Genomic DNA, 16,551 nt, shown 5'->3' with positions numbered 1-16,551 from the left:
TATGTTTTTACAGATCTCCAAAACAATGAATAGGGAGATGATACGATGTTAGCTTCACCGTTTTACTTACATACATGGAAAAAGTTTGTTGATGAAGGTGTCCTTGATTCGAACCGTATAAACGAAAGAATTTCAGAGTCATGGCATCGATGTAAACAAGCAAATGTGAACCCTCATATGAATAAAGGTCAGAAAATTTTGTCTTCTAATATTTTTCACGATCAAAAGAAAAAGAGTGAAATCTTCCTTGATATAGCAATACCTCAATTACAAAATATGAGGAAAACTATTGACGAACTGCAAATGATGGCATTATTAATTGATCCAGACGGTTACGTTCTATCGCTAAGTGGAAATCAACAAACGTTAAAACGAGCGAAACATATTAACTTCATTGAAGGTGTGAAATGGACGGAAGCAGCTGTTGGTACAAATGCGATAGGAACCGCGTTACAGATTGAAGAGGCTATTATGATAAGTGGTACAGAGCATTATTCTGTCGCATCTCATAGCTGGAGTTGTGCGGCCGCTCCCATTCATAATGATGATGGGAAATTAATAGGGGTTCTAGATTTCTCCTGTCCGATTGAGTTTTCTCATCCATATATGCTCGGGATGGTAACTTCGATTGCACATGCGATTGAACGTGAATGTAGTATTCGAGTGCATCAAAATGAACTTCATTTAATCCATCGTTTTTTAGATGTAATTGACAGTGATGAACAAGTTGTTATTTGTAATCATCGTGATATTATCGTTTCTGCGAGCAAGAGAATTCGTGAACGAGTATGTAATTGGTCACGAATGAAACTTGAAGATTTAATGCACAATGGATTGAAATCTAAGTTAGAAGTACCAGTATACAGTAATAACAGAATGATTGGGAAATGTATTTATTTAAAGGAAAATAAACAAGAAAATGCACTCTATACTTCCTCATTTATAAACGGAATTACTTTCCCTGGAGTTATTGGGACGAGCAGTGCATTTCAACATACTTTAGAAGAAATTAAGCTTGTATCACCAACTGATGCTAGTGTATATGTTTGTGGTGAAACAGGTGTAGGGAAAGAATATGTTGCGAGAGCGATTCATGAAAATAGTCCAAGAAAAAATGGCCCTTTTATAGCTGTTAACTGCGGTTCATTACCAAAAGAATTAATGGAAAGTGAATTATTCGGTTATGCTGAAGGTGCGTTTACAGGTGCGCGGCGCCAAGGGTATAAAGGGAAATTCGAACAAGCAGACGGAGGAACAATATTTTTAGATGAAATTGGTGAAGTGCCGCCAAAGATGCAAGTAGCATTATTGCGTGTTTTACAAGAGCGAACAGTAACTCCAATTGGCAGTTCAAAAGAGGTACCAGTAAATATTCGTATTATTACTGCGACACATAAAGATTTACTGCGATTAGTAGAAGAAGGGAATTTCCGTCAAGATTTATATTATCGTTTACATGTTTATCCGCTATATGTTCCATCGTTAATGGAAAGAAAAGAGGATATTCCGTACTTCATACAACATTTTTGTGAACAAAAAGATTGGAATGTTGTATTTCCAAAGAGCATTTGTAATCAATTTTCACAACATGCATGGCCCGGAAATATTCGGGAATTATTAAATGTATTAGAACGTATTTACATTTTGTCGCAAGGACGGGAAATATGCGAAAAACAAATCTCTTTTTTATTACAAACTATGATGGGAAATCAACAGCAACTTGCATTGCAAGTAGAAAACAAAACGGAGCATACATTAAATTTCCGTGAAAAAATACAGCGTGATAGTATGATTGAAGCGCTAGAAAAGACGAATGGAAATGTTTCGTTAGCTGCAAAACTTTTAGATGTACCTCGAAGTACATTTTATAAACGAATGCAAAAATATAAGCTATAAAGTAGATTTTTGTAATCTACTTTTTCTTTGTGGGCTCATGTTCTGTCGGAATATGCGCTTACCGGGGAAATAATAGAATAGTTAGAAATTAATTTCCGGAAGGAGGACTTATGTGAAGTATATTGAAATTGGCATCGGAAATAAGTGGTTTGTTCGAACAGAAACCGAAAATAAAGATGGAACTGAATTTGAAGAAAGAGGAATTATAAAACCTATTTATTTTGAGTCTTTATATGTACGAATGTGGTTTCGGAAAACGTGTTTAATTTTTGATACGAAAGAAGGCTTTAAAAAAGTAAGGAAAAGTAGAGCTGAGTATAAGTTTATTGTTGGAATTGTAAGTAGGTTAAAACAATTGAATTAAATAGGGGGTGTTTTTATGATTAGAATTACCACATTCATACTCGCTATTATTGTAATGGGCTATTCTATTTACAGTTGGAATGATGATTCGAAGCAAAGTATGCTTATTTTGCAATTATTATTAGACTTTATGCTTGCTGGTATGGGGATACAAAACATTAAGAAAGATGAAAAAGAGAATAAGAATATGGGACTATTGCTTTTACTTACATCGCTAATTTGTATCATTGTATCGGTAATAAAATATTTAAAATAACCTGTTACTTAATATGTTGAGTAACAGGTTATTTTTTTGAAGTTCGCTCATTAAAAATTGTAATAGCTGTTTGGTACATCTTTCTATCAATACAAAATCTTTCTGTCATCCAATAAGCAAGTTCAGAAGAGGTAAGGTTACGTTCTCTTTTCTTACCTTGGAAATATCGTTTTAAAACATTATCATGAATAGAAGTTGGAATGCCATCGATATAACCGAAGATTTGAATTTTCTTTAATACAGGAGATGTACGCCAATCATTAGAATTAGTAATGAGTTTTTTCATACTTAATAAATGTATTGGCTCTGTATTTAGAATTTTTGCTGGACCTGGATCTCTAGTAATTTCAATACTATTATTTGAGACTTCATAAGTAAAAGTTTCTCTTACATTACTTACTTGAAATGATTCATGAAGTGGATAAGCGGCGATCTAAAATTGATAGATGGTGAATCTTTAAAACTACAATATTTCTCTTTATCTGAAAAGCCACCACTAGCGTTACCGTACCCAGATAAAATATTTTTATAGATGTAAAATAGCACACCTTATTTATTGAAGGTGTGCTATTTATATAATCCCGTCGTATACATTTCGGTCAATGTATGTACTATTTCTTCTAACTCTAAATTATTATTATTTTTCACAATCGTCCAAAGAAACATCTCATTCATCGCGAACCAAGCACGCGCTACAATTTCTTCATTCAATTCAGGCTGTGCTAATCCATTTTCTTGAGAGTATGTAATATCTTGCGTAATATTGTTTATAAAGCGTTCCCGTATCTCATTCCATTTTTGACGTATCTCTTTTGATAATCCAATTGCTTCTTGTACAACTTGCAATATAGCTCGTTCTTTCTCTGCTAATTGTAGGAATGCTCTAACTTGATTTTGAATCATTATACGTGCTTCTTCTTTCGTTTGAGGCGAAAAGGAGCGCTCAGCAATATCATAAAATTGAATCATGACATCTTCCATTAAAACAATGAGGAGATCATCTTTGTTTTTAAAGTATACATATGCCGTTCCATAACCAGTTTCTGCGTGTTTAATAATTTGTGTAATTGTCGTTTTTTGAAATCCGTTATGTATAAAAATCGTGTAACCAGCGTGTAATAGTTTCTTCTTAGTTTCTAAGGAGCGGTGTTTTCTTGTTGAAAGAGTACTATTTTTCAAAGAATCACCTCTTTATACTGAAATATCTGAAAATATAACTGTATTGTAAAAGAAATTCACATATAAAGTCAACTGACATAATATCATTGACGTCATATCAACTAAGGTGATATATTTCAATTAGTTAGAATAAAAAGAAAATTAAAAGAAGGTGACACCATGTATAAAGAACCATTTCAACCAACTTATGAATATGCGCTTGAATGTGATAAACATGATGAACTGAAAGATTTTCAAACTGAATTCTATAAAAAACAAGGAACGATATATTTAGATGGAAACTCATTAGGTCTGCTTTCAAAAAGGGCAGAGAAGTCATTACTTACTTTACTAGATTCATGGAAGGAGTATGGCATTGACGGCTGGACTGAAGGAGAGCATCCGTGGTTTTTCCTCTCGGAGAAATTAGGTGAGTTGACTGCACCTCTTATTGGAGCTTTACCAGAAGAAACTATTGTAACCGGTTCCACTACGACAAATATACACCAAGTGATTGCGACATTTTATGAGCCGAAAGGAATACGTACAAAAATTCTTGCTGATGAATTAACATTCCCGTCAGATATATATGCACTTCAAAGTCAAATTCGTTTAAAAGGATTAGATCCAGAAGAGCATTTAGTACGAGTAAAGAGCCGGGATGGTAGGACACTTTCTGAAGATGATATTATTCACGCAATGACAGATGATATCTCGTTAATTTTATTGCCTTCTGTACTATATAGAAGCGGCCAAATTCTTGATATGAAACGTTTAACAGCGGAAGCGCATAAGCGTGGTATTCATATCGGATTCGATTTATGTCATTCAATCGGTTCTATTCCGCATTATTTCAAAGAATGGGATGTTGATTTCGCTATTTGGTGTAATTATAAATATTTAAATGCAGGACCTGGTGGTGTTGCGGGGCTTTATGTACATAAAAAGCATTTTAATAGACTTCCAGGATTATCAGGTTGGTTTAGTTCTAGAAAAGATAAACAGTTTGATATGGAACATACATTAACAGCTGCTGATCATGCAGGTGCTTATCAAATTGGTACACCGCACGTATTAAGTACTGCGCCGTTAATTGGTTCTCTTGAAATATTTAAAGATGCTGGTATAGAACGTTTACGTGAAAAATCGCTACATATTACAAGATACATGCTAGATTTAATTGATCATGAATTAAAAGATTTTGGATTTACAATTGGCAATCCATTAGAGGATGAAAAACGAGGTGGACACATTTATTTAGAGCATGCAGAAGCAGCACGCATATGTAAAGCGTTAAAAGCGAATGGAGTTATCCCTGATTTCCGTGCACCTAATGGAGTAAGACTCGCGCCAGTTGCTTTATATAACACATACGAGGAAGTATGGAATTCTGTTCAAATTTTAAAGAGAATTATGAAAGATGAAGAATATAAGCAGTTTGAAAATAAGCGAGAGGTTGTGGCATAAACATGAAATCATCAGAGTGGATTGATATTTCACAACCGCTAAATAATGATATTGCCACTTGGCCAGGGGATACACCATTTTCGTATGAAGTTTCATGGTCAAAAGAAGAAAGTGGGTCAGTAAATGTCGGAAAGTTAACGATGAGTATTCATACAGGTACTCATATTGACGCACCGTTTCATTTTGATAATGATGGAAAGAAAGTAATAGATTTAGATGTTCAAGTTTATGTTGGTCCAGCGCGCATCATAGATGTTTCTAATCTTGAAAGCATTGGGAAAAAGGAATTAGAAAACTTTCATTTAGAAGGCGTAGAAAGATTATTGTTACGCACATCTTCACATAGTAAAACGAATGAATTCCCAGATATAATACCGCATTTACGTGCTGATATCGCACCATTTCTTTCAGAGAAAGGTATTCGTTTAATCGGGGTAGATGTACCATCAGTAGATCCATTAGATGATAAAGAATTAGCAGCGCATCATCAATTGTTTAAACATGGCATACACATTTTAGAAAATGTCGTACTAGATCATGTAGCAGACGGTGATTATGAATTAATCGCATTACCACTTGCCTTAACAGAAGCAGATGGAAGTCCAGTTCGAGCAGTTATTAGACCAATATAAGTAGAATTATATAAAAGGGGCGTTTGGTTAATATGAAAGAAAACGAAAAGGTAATTATGGAAAAAGGGATTCATACGGACTTTAAAGAGAATATGACATACGGGGAGTATTTACAATTAGATAGTTTACTCTCTTCTCAAAAGAGATTATCAGACCATCATGATGAAATGTTATTCATCGTGATTCACCAAGCAAGTGAACTTTGGATGAAGCTTATTTTACATGAGTTAAACGCAGCAATCGAATCTATTAAACAAGATAAACTACAACCAGCTTTTAAAATGTTAGCACGTGTATCAAAAATTCAGTCGCAAATTATTCAATCTTGGGATATTCTTGCGACATTAACGCCATCAGAGTACATTGAGTTTCGTGATTCACTCGGTCAAGCTTCTGGTTTTCAATCGTATCAATATCGTATGATTGAGTATGCACTTGGCTATAAAACGCCTCACGCATTAAAAATTTATGAAAAAGATCCAGAATTACACGGTCGCCTTCATACAGCGCTACATACACCAAGTTTGTATGATGTCGCAATTCAAGCTCTTGTAAAAGAAGGATTCCCGATACATAAAGATGTATTAAATCGTGATATTACGCAGCCTTATGAAGAAGATGCAACAGTAGAAGCAGCTTGGATTGAAGTGTATGCGGATGTGAAAAAATATTGGAATTTATATCAACTCGCTGAAAAATTAATCGATATTGAAGATTGGTTGCAACAATGGCGTTTCCGTCATATGAAAACAGTAGAACGCATTATCGGACATAAAATGGGAACAGGCGGCTCTTCTGGTGTATCTTATTTAAAGCGAGTACTTGATCAACGATTCTTCCCAGAGCTTTGGAATGTTCGCACGAAATTATAAAAACAAACCTGTCAGTTCATTACTGGCAGGTTTGTTTTTTATTTGAACACAAGTATGTTTTAATTGAAGTTACAAGATATAATAAATCAAGTAATGATTTAATTTGGAGGTAAAGTTTTGGATTTCAAGCAACTAGAAAATAAATTTGAAAAGAAAAAAGTAAATACATTTCTTGTTTATCAAAAAGGTGAGTTAACAACTGAGTATTATAAAACGTTAGAATGTAAAAATAATCTATTTAAAGTAAATTCGATTACAAAAAGCATTGTATCTATATTAATTGGTATTGCAATCGATAAAGACTATATAAATGATATACATACACCGATTACAGAGTGGATTGAAAATGTATCTGAGGAAAAGCAGGATTTGACTCTGTATCATTTATTAACGATGACTACAGGTGAGGATTGGAAAGAGTTTGGAAATGGAGTAGTGTTCCCAAATGATTTTGTAGAATCGGAAAACTGGGTGCAGTACATATCAGAAAAACCAATAATTGAAGAACCGGCTACAAAAATGAATTATAACTCAGGTTCTTCGCATTTGCTTAGCTACATTATCCAAAAGGCTACTGGAATGTCGACAGAGCAGTTTGCGAAAAACTACTTATTTGATCCGTTAGAAATTACCGAGTATGAGTGGCAACAAGATCCCCAAGGAATACATGTCGGCGGATTCGGTATGAAAATGAAGTCTAAAGATTTATTAAAGCTCGGAATATTATGTTTGCAGAATGGATATTGGCAGGGTAATGAAATTGTATCCTCGAAATGGTTAGAAGAATCAAGTACAGCTCTATTTGAAACGTATGAACATGTTGGGGCGTATGGATATCACTGGTGGGTATTGAATAACGAAAGATTTCACATACCGTATTATATATATTTCGCTATGGGATACGGCGGACAATACATCGTTATCATTCCGCAGTTAGAGCTTGTTGCTGTAATAAGTAGTCATATGCCAAAACGCGGACTCGTTCCATTGAAATTATTTATTGAGCATGTACAGGAGAATGATAAGTTTAAATAAGAAGAGGAGAGAATGTATGAAAGGTGTAAAAACATTATCTTTATTTAGACTATGTTTAAGTCTTTTAGCATGTAGCGCGATTATTACGCAATTTATAATACGATCACAAGTGAAACCATTCAATCCAGTTAATTTTTTTAGCTTTTTCACGATTGAAAGTAACATCTTAGTAGCAGTTATTCTCCTTCTTAGTAGTATAGGAACTGCTACATTTGGTCGATCAGAGCAGTTTGGTATACTTCGTGGCGCGGCAACTGTATATATACTTACGACAGGACTCATTTATTTTTTGTTATTAAGAGGATTAGAAGAATCACTTCAAACCGCAATACCATGGGTAAATACGGTGCTACATTATATCATGCCAATTGCAATGCTTTTAGATTGGATTTTAAATCCACCTAGTAAGAAAATCACTTGGAAACAAGCTGTGAGTTGGCTCTTATTCCCGTTTTTTTACGTTGTGTACAGCTTAATACGTGGCCCGATTGTGAATTGGTATCCTTATCCGTTTTTAGATCCGAGAATAGGGGAATATGGTAGCGTACTTTTATACAGTATAGGGATAGCGGTTGTAATTGGCGCTATTTGTATATTGGTAAGATTTTTAGGGAATCGAAAATTTAGGGAAGAATTTTAAAAATGAAAGAAACCCCCACTGTTCATATGTTAAACAGTGGGGGTTTCATTTTATCTACTCGTCTTCTGAAACGACAACTTTATAAATTTCTCCGTCTTCGTTTCAAATTCTACATCAACAAAAACACCATATTCTTTTCCATCTTCACGAAGCCACAATTTAAATTTTTCGACTGTTATTTGAACAGTTTTTGGTTTTCTACCGATATGAAGATAATCAATAATCTCAGCTTTTGGATATTGTTCTTTCGTCTTTTCTACAGCAAGTTTCCCCCATTTGGCATACGGAGGTTGCGCATGAACAATTGATGGGCCAGTATATACATTTGAACATGTTGTTATGAACATAACGACGATTGCGATACGCTTTAACAATTTCTTCATGATGAACTCCTTTTATTCTTTTTATATATTGTTTACATATTTTTTCAACGATATGAGTTTGGATTTTTTTGTCTTCTTTACATAAAAGCGAGGCTTTTACAAAACATAACCAAGAAATCATTTCCGTAATTAAGGAGGGAACAATATGCGTCAAAAAGCTATTTTTAAAATAGCAGTTTTACTTGCATTCATAGGACTATCTTTGATGGTAAGTAGTATACAACTAAAAAATGTTGAAGCTTTTTCTAATCAAGTCATTCAAAGAGGAGCATCTGGCGAAGATGTCATTGAACTGCAATCTCGTTTGAAATATAACGGATTTTATACGGGAAAAGTGGATGGTGTTTTCGGATGGGGTACATACTGGGCACTTCGAAATTTTCAAGAGAAATTCGGATTACCTGTTGATGGTTTAGCTGGAACTAAAACGAAGCAAATGCTCGTGAAGGCAACGAAATATGATAAGTCAACTGCTAATAAAGGAACGACAACAAATAAAGGAAATAGTGGTGGTACTGCACAAGAAAATAAACCACCTCAAAATAAAGGGACAAATGTTCCAAATGGTTATTCTCAAAATGATATTCAGCTCATGGCAAACGCAGTATATGGAGAATCTCGTGGTGAGCCGTACTTAGGGCAAGTTGCAGTAGCTGCGGTTATTTTGAATCGTGTTACAAGTGCATCGTTCCCAAATACCGTTTCGGGTGTAATCTTTGAGCCAAGAGCATTTACAGCAGTAGCAGACGGACAAATATATTTAACACCAAATGAAACAGCGAAAAAAGCTGTATTAGATGCAATTAATGGATGGGACCCAACAGGAAACGCATTGTATTATTTCAATCCGGATACCGCAACAAGTAAATGGATTTGGACTCGTCCACAAATTAAAAAAATCGGGAAACATATTTTCTGTAAATAGAGCGGAGGTGGAACTATGTTACGAGGTATTATAATCGTATTATTAACAGTCGGAGTAGTTGGAACAGGATACTGGGGCTATAAAGAGCATCAAGAGAAGAATGCAGTATTAATTCGAGCAGAAAATAGCTATCAACGTGCATTTCATGATTTGGCGTACGAGGTTGATTTGTTGCACGATAAAATTGGAACAACGCTTGCGATGAATTCACGTGCATCTTTATCACCAGCATTAGCAGACGTATGGCGTTTAACATCTGAAGCGCGTTCGGATGTAGGACAATTGCCTTTAACATTAATGCCATTTAATAAAACAGAAGAATTTTTAGCAAATATCGGCGATTTTAGTTATCGTGCAGCCATTCGTGATTTAGAAAAAGAACCGTTAAATGATCAAGAATACAAAACGTTGGAAACTTTATATTCAAATGCAGGAAATATACAAGATGAGTTACGAAAAGTACAACATCTTGTTTTGAAAAATAATTTACGATGGATGGATGTTGAGATGGCACTCGCATCAAATCGTGATCCTGCAGACAATACAATTATTGACGGATTAAAAACAGTAGAGAAAAACGTAACATCGTATTCATCTACAAACTTCGGACCGACCTTTACTAGTGCACAAAAAAATAAAAAAGGCGGATTTGAAGCAGAAGGGAAAGCAATCTCTAAAGATGAAGCAGCGAAAATTGCAAAATCGTTTTTGAACTTAAAAGGAAATGAAAAAGTAGATGTTGAGAAAAGCGGAAAAGGTGCGAAAGAATCTTTCTATAGTGTGAAAATTAAAGATAAAGCAACGAATAACGAGTTTCATATGGATATTACTGGAAAAGGTGGATATCCAATTTGGGTAATGAATAATCGAGAAATTAAAGAGCAGAAAATTAGTTTAAACGATGCTGGAAGTAAAGGTTTGACATTTTTAAAGGACCATAAGTTTAATAATATGGAGCTTTATGATAGCTCGCAATATGATAATGTTGGTGTATTTACGTATGTAGTAAATGAGAATGGCATACGAATTTATCCAGAAGCAATCCAAATGAAAATTGCTTTAGATGACGGTTCCATCGTTGGGTTTTCCGCAAAAGAATATTTAGCATCACACCAAAAACGAACAGTTCCCTCAGCAAAGCTAACTGCAGCAGAAGCAAGAAAGAAAATCAATCCAGATGTTAAAGTTATGGAAGAACGTAAAGCTGTCGTAGTAAATGATTTGCATAATGAAGTACTTTGCTATGAATTTGTAGGTACTTTAGGGAAAGATACGTACCAAATTTTCATTAATGCAAATAGCGGGGCAGAGGAAAAAGTGAAGAAAATGCAAGCTGTTGAAAAAATTTATGATTAAACTTTAATAGTAAAGTGGTGAGAATAATGAAGATCCTAATATATATGTTGATGCTTTGCTTTTTTATAACAGGATGCAGTATTGGAAAAAAGGACAATCCAAACGAAAAACCAGAGCAAAAAAATGTTTCGACGAAAAATGTTAATTATACAAACAAACCAAATAAGCCAAATGAAAAAGCGGCGGACCATTTAGCATCTTTAGCCGCAAGTGTGCCAGGTGTAAATGATGCAACAGCGGTAGTTGTGGGGAAATATGCTATTGTAGGTATTGATGTAAAAGCGAAACTCGATCGAACTCGCGTGGAGTCCATTAAATACTCTGTAGCAGAAAGTTTAAAAAACGATCCGGATGGTGCTAATGCAGTCGTTGTAGCGGATGTTGATACGTATGAACGACTCAAACAAATTGGAAAGCAAATTAAAAAAGGAAAAACAGGTGAAGGTATACTTGATGAGTTAGCAGCAATTGTTGGCCGAGTAATGCCACAGGTTCCAAACGACATGATTGAAAATCGAGAAACGAATCCAATTAAAGATAATGATAAACAATTACCAAAAGATGAAGAACAAGAACTAAGAAAAGAACAGAATGACCAATCAAATAATCATTTGAATAAATAAAATTAACCCCGTGCTTAATTGTACGGGGATTTTTCAATATAATATTTAATATTCAGTTTATTTTTAAGGGAATATATGGTTTAATTATGATGGGAGGGACAACTGTTATGATGAAAAAAAGCGCATTAATAGTATGTAGTTTATGCTTAGGTTTCAGTATGACAGCGTGTGAACAGAAGAAAGAAGTGAAAAAACAAACGGCAACTTCTTCTACTGTGATGGAAAGACAGCAGCTAGAGTCTATAAATATAAATCATTTCTCCAATATAAATGAAGGAATGACTTATACCGAAGTGAAAGATTTAATTGGTTTTGATGGTAATTTACTTATAGAAGAAGGTGTAGAAGATTCTACACAAATTAAGCAAATTTTTTCATGGAAGGGAAGCAATCCAACTTCATTAGTTGAAATTACCTTTTTAGATGGAAAAGTGCATTCAAAAGCTCAGCAAGGGCTAAGTTAATAAGTTAAAAATGGGAGAGTTTAGCATGAACATACATACAGGGGAAATTCAATTAGTTCCGTATAGGGAAAAATATAAAGAAGTTATACAAACATTTACTTTACCAAGTGAACAAGTTCAATTCACATCGGATCCAGGTGAATTATTGGAGAAGGCAAAAAGTGATCGTACAAAAAATGTCATTGTTATTTTAGATTATAATGGGGTACCTGTTGGCCTTTTTGCATTGCAAACAGGAGATAGAGTACAGGAGTTCACAGACAATCAGGATGCTTTACTTTTAACATCTTTTTCTATAAATCACGATAGACAAAGAAAAGGATATGCTAAAAAGTCATTGGCACTATTACAAGAGTTTGTACAACGTTATTTTCCGATAAAAAATGAAGTTGTACTTGCTGTGAATGAAAAAAATATTCCTGCACAAAATTTATATGAAAAAGTCGGCTTCCAAGATAAAGGCTTTAGAAGAATGGGACCAATTGGTCAACAAATTATAATGCATTTACCTATCATGAAATAACGATAAGAAAAACTTACTCTTGCATAACAAAGTAGTAAGTTTTTTTATTTAGTACGATATATAATGTAGAGTATATATAAATGAAATAGAAATGAAGGAAATACAAAATGAAACAAGTTAGAAAATGGAATATTGTTGGAGGAAGGGTGATAAAAACCGGAATAGCAGTTTTTCTTACAGTTCTAGTTTGCGAATTTTTCAATATACCCACTATTTTTGCTGTCATCACGGCTATTGTAACGATTGAGCCAACTGCAACGGATTCTATAAAAAAAGGCCTAGTTCGTTTTCCAGCTTCAACAATTGGATCGGCGTATGCAATGACTTTCACATTTTTCCTAGGTCATCAGGCTCTTTCTTATGCGTTAGCAGCGATGTTTACAATCGTTACATGTCAAAAACTAAATTTACATGCGGGAACGTTAGTCGCAACATTAACTGCTGTTGCAATGATCCCTATTACGGCAGATCATTATTTCACTGCATTTTTAATTCGATTAGCTACTACATCTACTGGTATTATAGTATCTACTTTAGTGAATTTTTTCATTTTGCCACCACACTACGTTAAAACCATTTCGGGATGTACAGAGGAACTATTTGTTAAAACGGCAAATATTATGGAGGAATGGCTTAATGCATTAATTGAAGGGAAGGTTATAACGAAAGAGACAACTCATAATCTATCTAAATTGAATTTATCATTACATAAAGCGGTACAATTTGTTCAATATGAGCAAAAAGATTGGAAATATCATCGACATACAAAAAAAGAAATGAGAAGCTTTTTACTTGTACAAAAGCAACTTCAGTTATTACAGCAAATTATTTATCATATAGATAATTTAGCTCGAGCATCAATTGAAACATGTAACTGGTCACAAAATGAAAAAGAGATATTACAGCGAACGATTCATTCTATAATTTCTATATTAAGAAATCATTGTAATGAAATAGATGAAGAACATTTTAAACTGATTGATGAATTAGACAAAAAATTTTGGGATTATAAAAATGATGGAGGACATTGTAAACCAAATCAATATCATCATCACTTTTCAAGCGAATCTATAATAATATTTGAGGTATTATCTATACATGATATGTTAGAGGAATTAAAACAAATATCCGAGAAATATGAGGGTGAAAATCAACTCAATTGTTCGGTTCATTTAAATGTGGAGGATTGATATGGCAATTTATATTGCATTACTAAGAGGAATCAATGTAGGCGGGCATAAGATAATTAAAATGGCCGATTTAAAAGAAATGTTTGAATCCATAGGGTTAAAACAAGTAAAAACATATATTCAAAGCGGTAATATCGTGTTCAAATCTGAGGAAGATATAACATTTCTAAAGGAACGAATACAATCTGAAATTAAAAACGTTTTCGATTTTGATGTTCCAGTTATTCTAAAGACAAATGAAGAGTTTATAAATATTATAAACAATGTTCCTTATGAGACGGATGCATTACTAGAAAGAGAAAATATACATGTTGCTTTTTTAGCTAATTCACTTACTGCAGATGAAAGTAAGCAATTACTTATGTATAAAAGTGAAATGGAGGATTGTTATATAGATGAGAAGGTGGTTTATTTGTTTTTCAAAAATAGCATTCGGAATTCTAAATTAATGAACCAGTTTCAGAAGTTACATACACCAGCTACAGTCAGGAATTGGCGGACTGTGAATAAATTAAAAGCGATAATTGAGGGTATGTAAATATAAAAAGATGAGATTTTCTGTATATAGAAAATCTCATCTTTTTATTTATATTGTTTTCCGACTATAAATTCGACAATAGGATAAATAAAGAATGAAGAACAAAGTGCGATAAAGAGAGGAAGATTCTTTATTTCATCAAGTAATAGGAATGCAAATCCTTCTGAAAATATTAAAATTAGAAACATAAAACAAATAAGTGCAAAATAAGCAATTTTAAAGCTTTTATATTTGATTTGCTGTCCCATTTCGTCTTGGCTTTCTTCCGATACTCCATTTGGATCTCCCCAAGTAATTTGATTAATTAAATTACCAAGCATTAACGAAAAAGCGAATATTGTTCCTCCTAGAATCGAACCTTCTGTTACATATTTATATGCACCATGTATGAGGACTCCAATTAATGATAAAACGATAATCATGAAAATAAATTTTTTATGCTTCAATTTAGAAATGACACCTCCATATTTGTAAAAAACTCTTTACATTCATAGTATAAAATTGGAAAACTTGCATGTCAAATACTTTTTACATATAGGCTAGAATATGAGATTTTGTTTTTAAGATTAATAAAAAATTACATTACATTTGAATGTAAAAGAATGGGCTCGCATATATTTGGAAGGGATGTCAGATTAATTTAGGGGGTAGTTATGTCTATTCTTTTAAAAGCTGGTGCTGATGCAGGAAATAACGGTTTGAAGTTAATGGTGAAAGGGCAAGACCCTATTTTTATTCCGAGTATATATTCTTTATATATAGGAGAGCCTACAGGATTGTTAGATGAGAGTGATGTTTCATTATCTGAGTTAGAAAATCACATTGATGTGACCATTAGTTCTCCATCACTAATGTTAAATAACGTGCGGTATATCGTTGGAGAAAAAGTCATTCAAGATCAATTAAAAGGTACTGAGGTTGAGAAGAAATCAAATAAGTCAACTGATGAGTTAATGGTTATTACAATTCTATCTGGTTTAGCGGTAAGTGCTATGCGTCAAAGCCCAACTTCTAGTCATATTAATATTCGTTACGATTTATCTGTTGCTCTTCCTATGCAGCTTATTACACAAGAAATAGCTGCGGAAAATGCGAAACGTTATATGGGCAATCATAAAGTTGTGTTCCATTATCCAAACGGACGTGATGTTACGATTAATGTATCTATCGAGTTTTGTAAATGCCTACCTGAAGGCGCTTCTGGGACGTGGGGTATTGTATACGATGAAGAAGGAAATGTTGTGAAACATAAAATAGAATGTGAACAAAATCAAGTTTCAGAAATTGATTTTGTTGATAAAACATTATTATCTTTTGATATTGGTGCTGGGACGACAGAAGAAGTAGTTTCACTAGGCGTAAACTTTAGACCACAACTAAGTAAAGGTTTATCATATGGTGTGAAAGAAACGTTGCTACAAATTATTACGAGATGGAACCGAAAGTATCCAACAAAAACGATTGATAGCATTACAGAGTTTAACCAAATTTATTTAAGTGAAAAGCACCCAAGAAATGCGTTATTAGTTGAGGAATCACAACCAGCATTATTAGGTTTAGCAGCGCGTGTCGCAACGGATATCATAAACAAAATTGATGATATGAAAGACGATCCATACGTATTTATATATGGCGGGGGCGCAGTAATTATAAAAAACAGTTTAAAAATGATTTTAAAACAAAAAGGACGACTAAAAAATGTAATCTTTGTAGATAATCCATTATTTACAAATGCACGCGGATTATTAGTTTACACTTGTTCGCCAAAATATAGAGAGCATAAGCAAAAAGAGTTAGGGTTTACAAACTTAACGATAAGTTAGTTGGTGGAAGCATGCGATCTAGGCGATATAAACGTGGTGATCGAGTAAAAATCAATATTCATAAGTCAGTATCACCTGAAATGCTTGCATGGCTAAATAAACAATCAAACCCAACCAATTTCTTTTTCTTTGCAGCGCAGCAGCTCTTTAAACAAGTAGGAGATATTGATGTGTCAAAAGCTATACCTAGTAGTCATGTTTTCTCATTGTACGTAGAGCCATCTTCCATATTAAAGGTTGAAGTAAACCCTTTTAAAAACGTGCCACTTGAAGCTAATAAATCCACTGACAATATAAAAAAAAAATCATGGGAGTCTGTTGATCAATTAGATTGTCCATTTTTTTAAACATAGAAAAAATAAGTATTGCCCATCACTATACATACGGATACAGTGATGGGCTTTTTT

The 16,551-nt window shown here is 33.7% G+C and carries 20 protein-coding genes and 2 pseudogenes; 18 read left to right on the top strand and 4 right to left on the bottom strand.

Annotation, left to right across the window (positions count from 1 at the left end):
- Positions 1-45: 45 nt before the first annotated feature.
- The 3 genes from KZZ19_RS13370 to KZZ19_RS13360 all read left to right on the top strand — a co-directional run bounded on the left by KZZ19_RS13370 (position 46) and on the right by KZZ19_RS13360 (position 2,515).
- Positions 46-1,896, top strand: coding sequence for a sigma-54-dependent Fis family transcriptional regulator (locus tag KZZ19_RS13370; RefSeq protein ID WP_237980358.1), 1,851 nt, complete (start codon positions 46-48; stop codon positions 1,894-1,896).
- A gap of 112 nt (positions 1,897-2,008) precedes the next feature.
- Positions 2,009-2,260: a DUF3977 family protein gene (locus KZZ19_RS13365; protein WP_237980360.1), complete on the top strand. Its 252-nt coding sequence runs from the start codon at positions 2,009-2,011 to the stop codon at positions 2,258-2,260.
- A gap of 15 nt (positions 2,261-2,275) precedes the next feature.
- Positions 2,276-2,515 carry a DUF3953 domain-containing protein gene (locus KZZ19_RS13360; protein ID WP_237980362.1) on the top strand — a complete coding sequence of 80 codons (240 nt, stop codon included), beginning with the start codon at positions 2,276-2,278 and terminating at the stop codon, positions 2,513-2,515.
- A 28-nt stretch (positions 2,516-2,543) separates the two neighbouring features.
- On the opposite strand, the pseudogene KZZ19_RS13355 reads toward KZZ19_RS13360, so the two are convergent.
- A pseudogene (locus tag KZZ19_RS13355) lies at positions 2,544-2,942 on the bottom strand (hypothetical protein); the annotation flags it as partial.
- Between KZZ19_RS13355 and KZZ19_RS13350 the strand changes: the two are divergent.
- Positions 2,940-3,047, top strand: a pseudogene (locus tag KZZ19_RS13350) (NUDIX hydrolase); the annotation flags it as partial. The pseudogenes KZZ19_RS13355 and KZZ19_RS13350 sit on opposite strands and share 3 nt — an antisense overlap.
- Before the next feature lie 35 nt (positions 3,048-3,082).
- Here the strand turns inward: KZZ19_RS13350 and KZZ19_RS13345 are convergent.
- A complete protein-coding gene (locus KZZ19_RS13345) occupies positions 3,083-3,694 on the bottom strand; it encodes a TetR/AcrR family transcriptional regulator (protein ID WP_088096597.1) in 612 nt (203 codons plus the stop codon).
- A 159-nt stretch (positions 3,695-3,853) separates the two neighbouring features.
- Here KZZ19_RS13345 and kynU point away from each other — a divergent pair, with 159 nt between their 5' ends.
- The 5 genes from kynU to KZZ19_RS13320 all read left to right on the top strand — a co-directional run bounded on the left by kynU (position 3,854) and on the right by KZZ19_RS13320 (position 8,319).
- Positions 3,854-5,140, top strand: coding sequence for a kynureninase (gene kynU / locus KZZ19_RS13340; protein WP_088096596.1), 1,287 nt, complete (start codon positions 3,854-3,856; stop codon positions 5,138-5,140).
- Positions 5,141-5,142: 2 nt separating this feature from the next.
- Complete coding sequence (gene kynB / locus KZZ19_RS13335; RefSeq protein WP_088096595.1) at positions 5,143-5,772, top strand: arylformamidase; 630 nt, start codon at positions 5,143-5,145, stop codon at positions 5,770-5,772.
- 32 nt (positions 5,773-5,804) lie between these two features.
- Entirely contained in the window at positions 5,805-6,644 is an 840-nt protein-coding gene (gene kynA, locus KZZ19_RS13330; protein ID WP_088096594.1) for a tryptophan 2,3-dioxygenase, read from the top strand.
- A gap of 117 nt (positions 6,645-6,761) precedes the next feature.
- Positions 6,762-7,679 carry a serine hydrolase domain-containing protein gene (locus KZZ19_RS13325; protein ID WP_237980364.1) on the top strand — a complete coding sequence of 306 codons (918 nt, stop codon included), beginning with the start codon at positions 6,762-6,764 and terminating at the stop codon, positions 7,677-7,679.
- Between the two features lie 16 nt (positions 7,680-7,695).
- Positions 7,696-8,319, top strand: coding sequence for a Pr6Pr family membrane protein (locus KZZ19_RS13320; protein WP_237980366.1), 624 nt, complete (start codon positions 7,696-7,698; stop codon positions 8,317-8,319).
- A 50-nt stretch (positions 8,320-8,369) separates the two neighbouring features.
- On the opposite strand, the gene KZZ19_RS13315 is transcribed toward KZZ19_RS13320, so the two are convergent.
- Positions 8,370-8,702: a DUF3889 domain-containing protein gene (locus KZZ19_RS13315; protein ID WP_088096591.1), complete on the bottom strand. Its 333-nt coding sequence runs from the start codon at positions 8,700-8,702 to the stop codon at positions 8,370-8,372.
- 145 nt (positions 8,703-8,847) lie between these two features.
- Between KZZ19_RS13315 and sleB the strand changes: the two genes are divergently transcribed.
- The 7 genes from sleB to KZZ19_RS13280 all read left to right on the top strand — a co-directional run bounded on the left by sleB (position 8,848) and on the right by KZZ19_RS13280 (position 14,321).
- On the top strand, positions 8,848-9,627 hold the full coding sequence (gene sleB / locus KZZ19_RS13310) for a spore cortex-lytic enzyme (RefSeq protein WP_088096590.1): 780 nt from the start codon (positions 8,848-8,850) through the stop codon (positions 9,625-9,627).
- 15 nt (positions 9,628-9,642) lie between these two features.
- The gene (gene ypeB / locus KZZ19_RS13305; protein WP_088096589.1) at positions 9,643-10,983 is read left to right on the top strand and encodes a germination protein YpeB; all 1,341 of its coding nucleotides are present in this window, start codon (positions 9,643-9,645) and stop codon (positions 10,981-10,983) included.
- Between the two features lie 26 nt (positions 10,984-11,009).
- Positions 11,010-11,606, top strand: a complete 597-nt coding sequence (locus KZZ19_RS13300) for a YhcN/YlaJ family sporulation lipoprotein (protein WP_048547299.1) — start codon at positions 11,010-11,012, stop codon at positions 11,604-11,606.
- A gap of 107 nt (positions 11,607-11,713) precedes the next feature.
- A complete protein-coding gene (locus KZZ19_RS13295) occupies positions 11,714-12,070 on the top strand; it encodes a hypothetical protein (protein ID WP_088096587.1) in 357 nt (118 codons plus the stop codon).
- Positions 12,071-12,095: 25 nt separating this feature from the next.
- A complete protein-coding gene (locus tag KZZ19_RS13290) occupies positions 12,096-12,593 on the top strand; it encodes a GNAT family N-acetyltransferase (protein WP_088096586.1) in 498 nt (165 codons plus the stop codon).
- Positions 12,594-12,700: 107 nt separating this feature from the next.
- Entirely contained in the window at positions 12,701-13,783 is a 1,083-nt protein-coding gene (locus tag KZZ19_RS13285) for an aromatic acid exporter family protein (RefSeq protein WP_237980368.1), read from the top strand.
- 1 nt (position 13,784) lies between these two features.
- A complete protein-coding gene (locus tag KZZ19_RS13280) occupies positions 13,785-14,321 on the top strand; it encodes a DUF1697 domain-containing protein (RefSeq protein WP_088096584.1) in 537 nt (178 codons plus the stop codon).
- Between the two features lie 44 nt (positions 14,322-14,365).
- On the opposite strand, the gene KZZ19_RS13275 is transcribed toward KZZ19_RS13280, so the two are convergent.
- On the bottom strand, positions 14,366-14,767 hold the full coding sequence (locus KZZ19_RS13275; RefSeq protein ID WP_098342083.1) for a hypothetical protein: 402 nt from the start codon (positions 14,765-14,767) through the stop codon (positions 14,366-14,368).
- Positions 14,768-14,974: 207 nt separating this feature from the next.
- On the opposite strand from KZZ19_RS13275, the gene KZZ19_RS13270 reads away from it, so the two are divergent.
- Both KZZ19_RS13270 and KZZ19_RS13265 read left to right on the top strand, forming a co-directional pair.
- On the top strand, positions 14,975-16,144 hold the full coding sequence (locus KZZ19_RS13270; RefSeq protein ID WP_088096582.1) for a ParM/StbA family protein: 1,170 nt from the start codon (positions 14,975-14,977) through the stop codon (positions 16,142-16,144).
- Positions 16,145-16,155: 11 nt separating this feature from the next.
- Complete coding sequence (locus KZZ19_RS13265) at positions 16,156-16,491, top strand: hypothetical protein (RefSeq protein ID WP_088096581.1); 336 nt, start codon at positions 16,156-16,158, stop codon at positions 16,489-16,491.
- Positions 16,492-16,551: the final 60 nt, after the last annotated feature.

Source organism: Bacillus thuringiensis (genome assembly GCF_022095615.2).
Lineage (GTDB): Bacteria > Bacillota > Bacilli > Bacillales > Bacillaceae_G > Bacillus_A > Bacillus_A cereus_AG.
Note: the sequence above shows the minus strand (reverse complement) of the source record. Positions and strands in the feature narration are given on the sequence as shown.

Coding starts and splice junctions, on each gene's coding strand:
- KZZ19_RS13370 (WP_237980358.1), top strand. CDS start 46: ATGTTAGCTTCACCGTTTTACTTACATACATGGAAAAAGTTTGTTGAT.
- KZZ19_RS13360 (WP_237980362.1), top strand. CDS start 2,276: ATGATTAGAATTACCACATTCATACTCGCTATTATTGTAATGGGCTAT.
- kynU (WP_088096596.1), top strand. CDS start 3,854: ATGTATAAAGAACCATTTCAACCAACTTATGAATATGCGCTTGAATGT.
- kynB (WP_088096595.1), top strand. CDS start 5,143: ATGAAATCATCAGAGTGGATTGATATTTCACAACCGCTAAATAATGAT.
- kynA (WP_088096594.1), top strand. CDS start 5,805: ATGAAAGAAAACGAAAAGGTAATTATGGAAAAAGGGATTCATACGGAC.
- KZZ19_RS13320 (WP_237980366.1), top strand. CDS start 7,696: ATGAAAGGTGTAAAAACATTATCTTTATTTAGACTATGTTTAAGTCTT.
- KZZ19_RS13315 (WP_088096591.1), bottom strand. CDS start 8,702: ATGAAGAAATTGTTAAAGCGTATCGCAATCGTCGTTATGTTCATAACA.
- sleB (WP_088096590.1), top strand. CDS start 8,848: ATGCGTCAAAAAGCTATTTTTAAAATAGCAGTTTTACTTGCATTCATA.
- ypeB (WP_088096589.1), top strand. CDS start 9,643: ATGTTACGAGGTATTATAATCGTATTATTAACAGTCGGAGTAGTTGGA.
- KZZ19_RS13300 (WP_048547299.1), top strand. CDS start 11,010: ATGAAGATCCTAATATATATGTTGATGCTTTGCTTTTTTATAACAGGA.
- KZZ19_RS13295 (WP_088096587.1), top strand. CDS start 11,714: ATGATGAAAAAAAGCGCATTAATAGTATGTAGTTTATGCTTAGGTTTC.
- KZZ19_RS13290 (WP_088096586.1), top strand. CDS start 12,096: ATGAACATACATACAGGGGAAATTCAATTAGTTCCGTATAGGGAAAAA.
- KZZ19_RS13285 (WP_237980368.1), top strand. CDS start 12,701: ATGAAACAAGTTAGAAAATGGAATATTGTTGGAGGAAGGGTGATAAAA.
- KZZ19_RS13280 (WP_088096584.1), top strand. CDS start 13,785: ATGGCAATTTATATTGCATTACTAAGAGGAATCAATGTAGGCGGGCAT.
- KZZ19_RS13270 (WP_088096582.1), top strand. CDS start 14,975: ATGTCTATTCTTTTAAAAGCTGGTGCTGATGCAGGAAATAACGGTTTG.
- KZZ19_RS13265 (WP_088096581.1), top strand. CDS start 16,156: ATGCGATCTAGGCGATATAAACGTGGTGATCGAGTAAAAATCAATATT.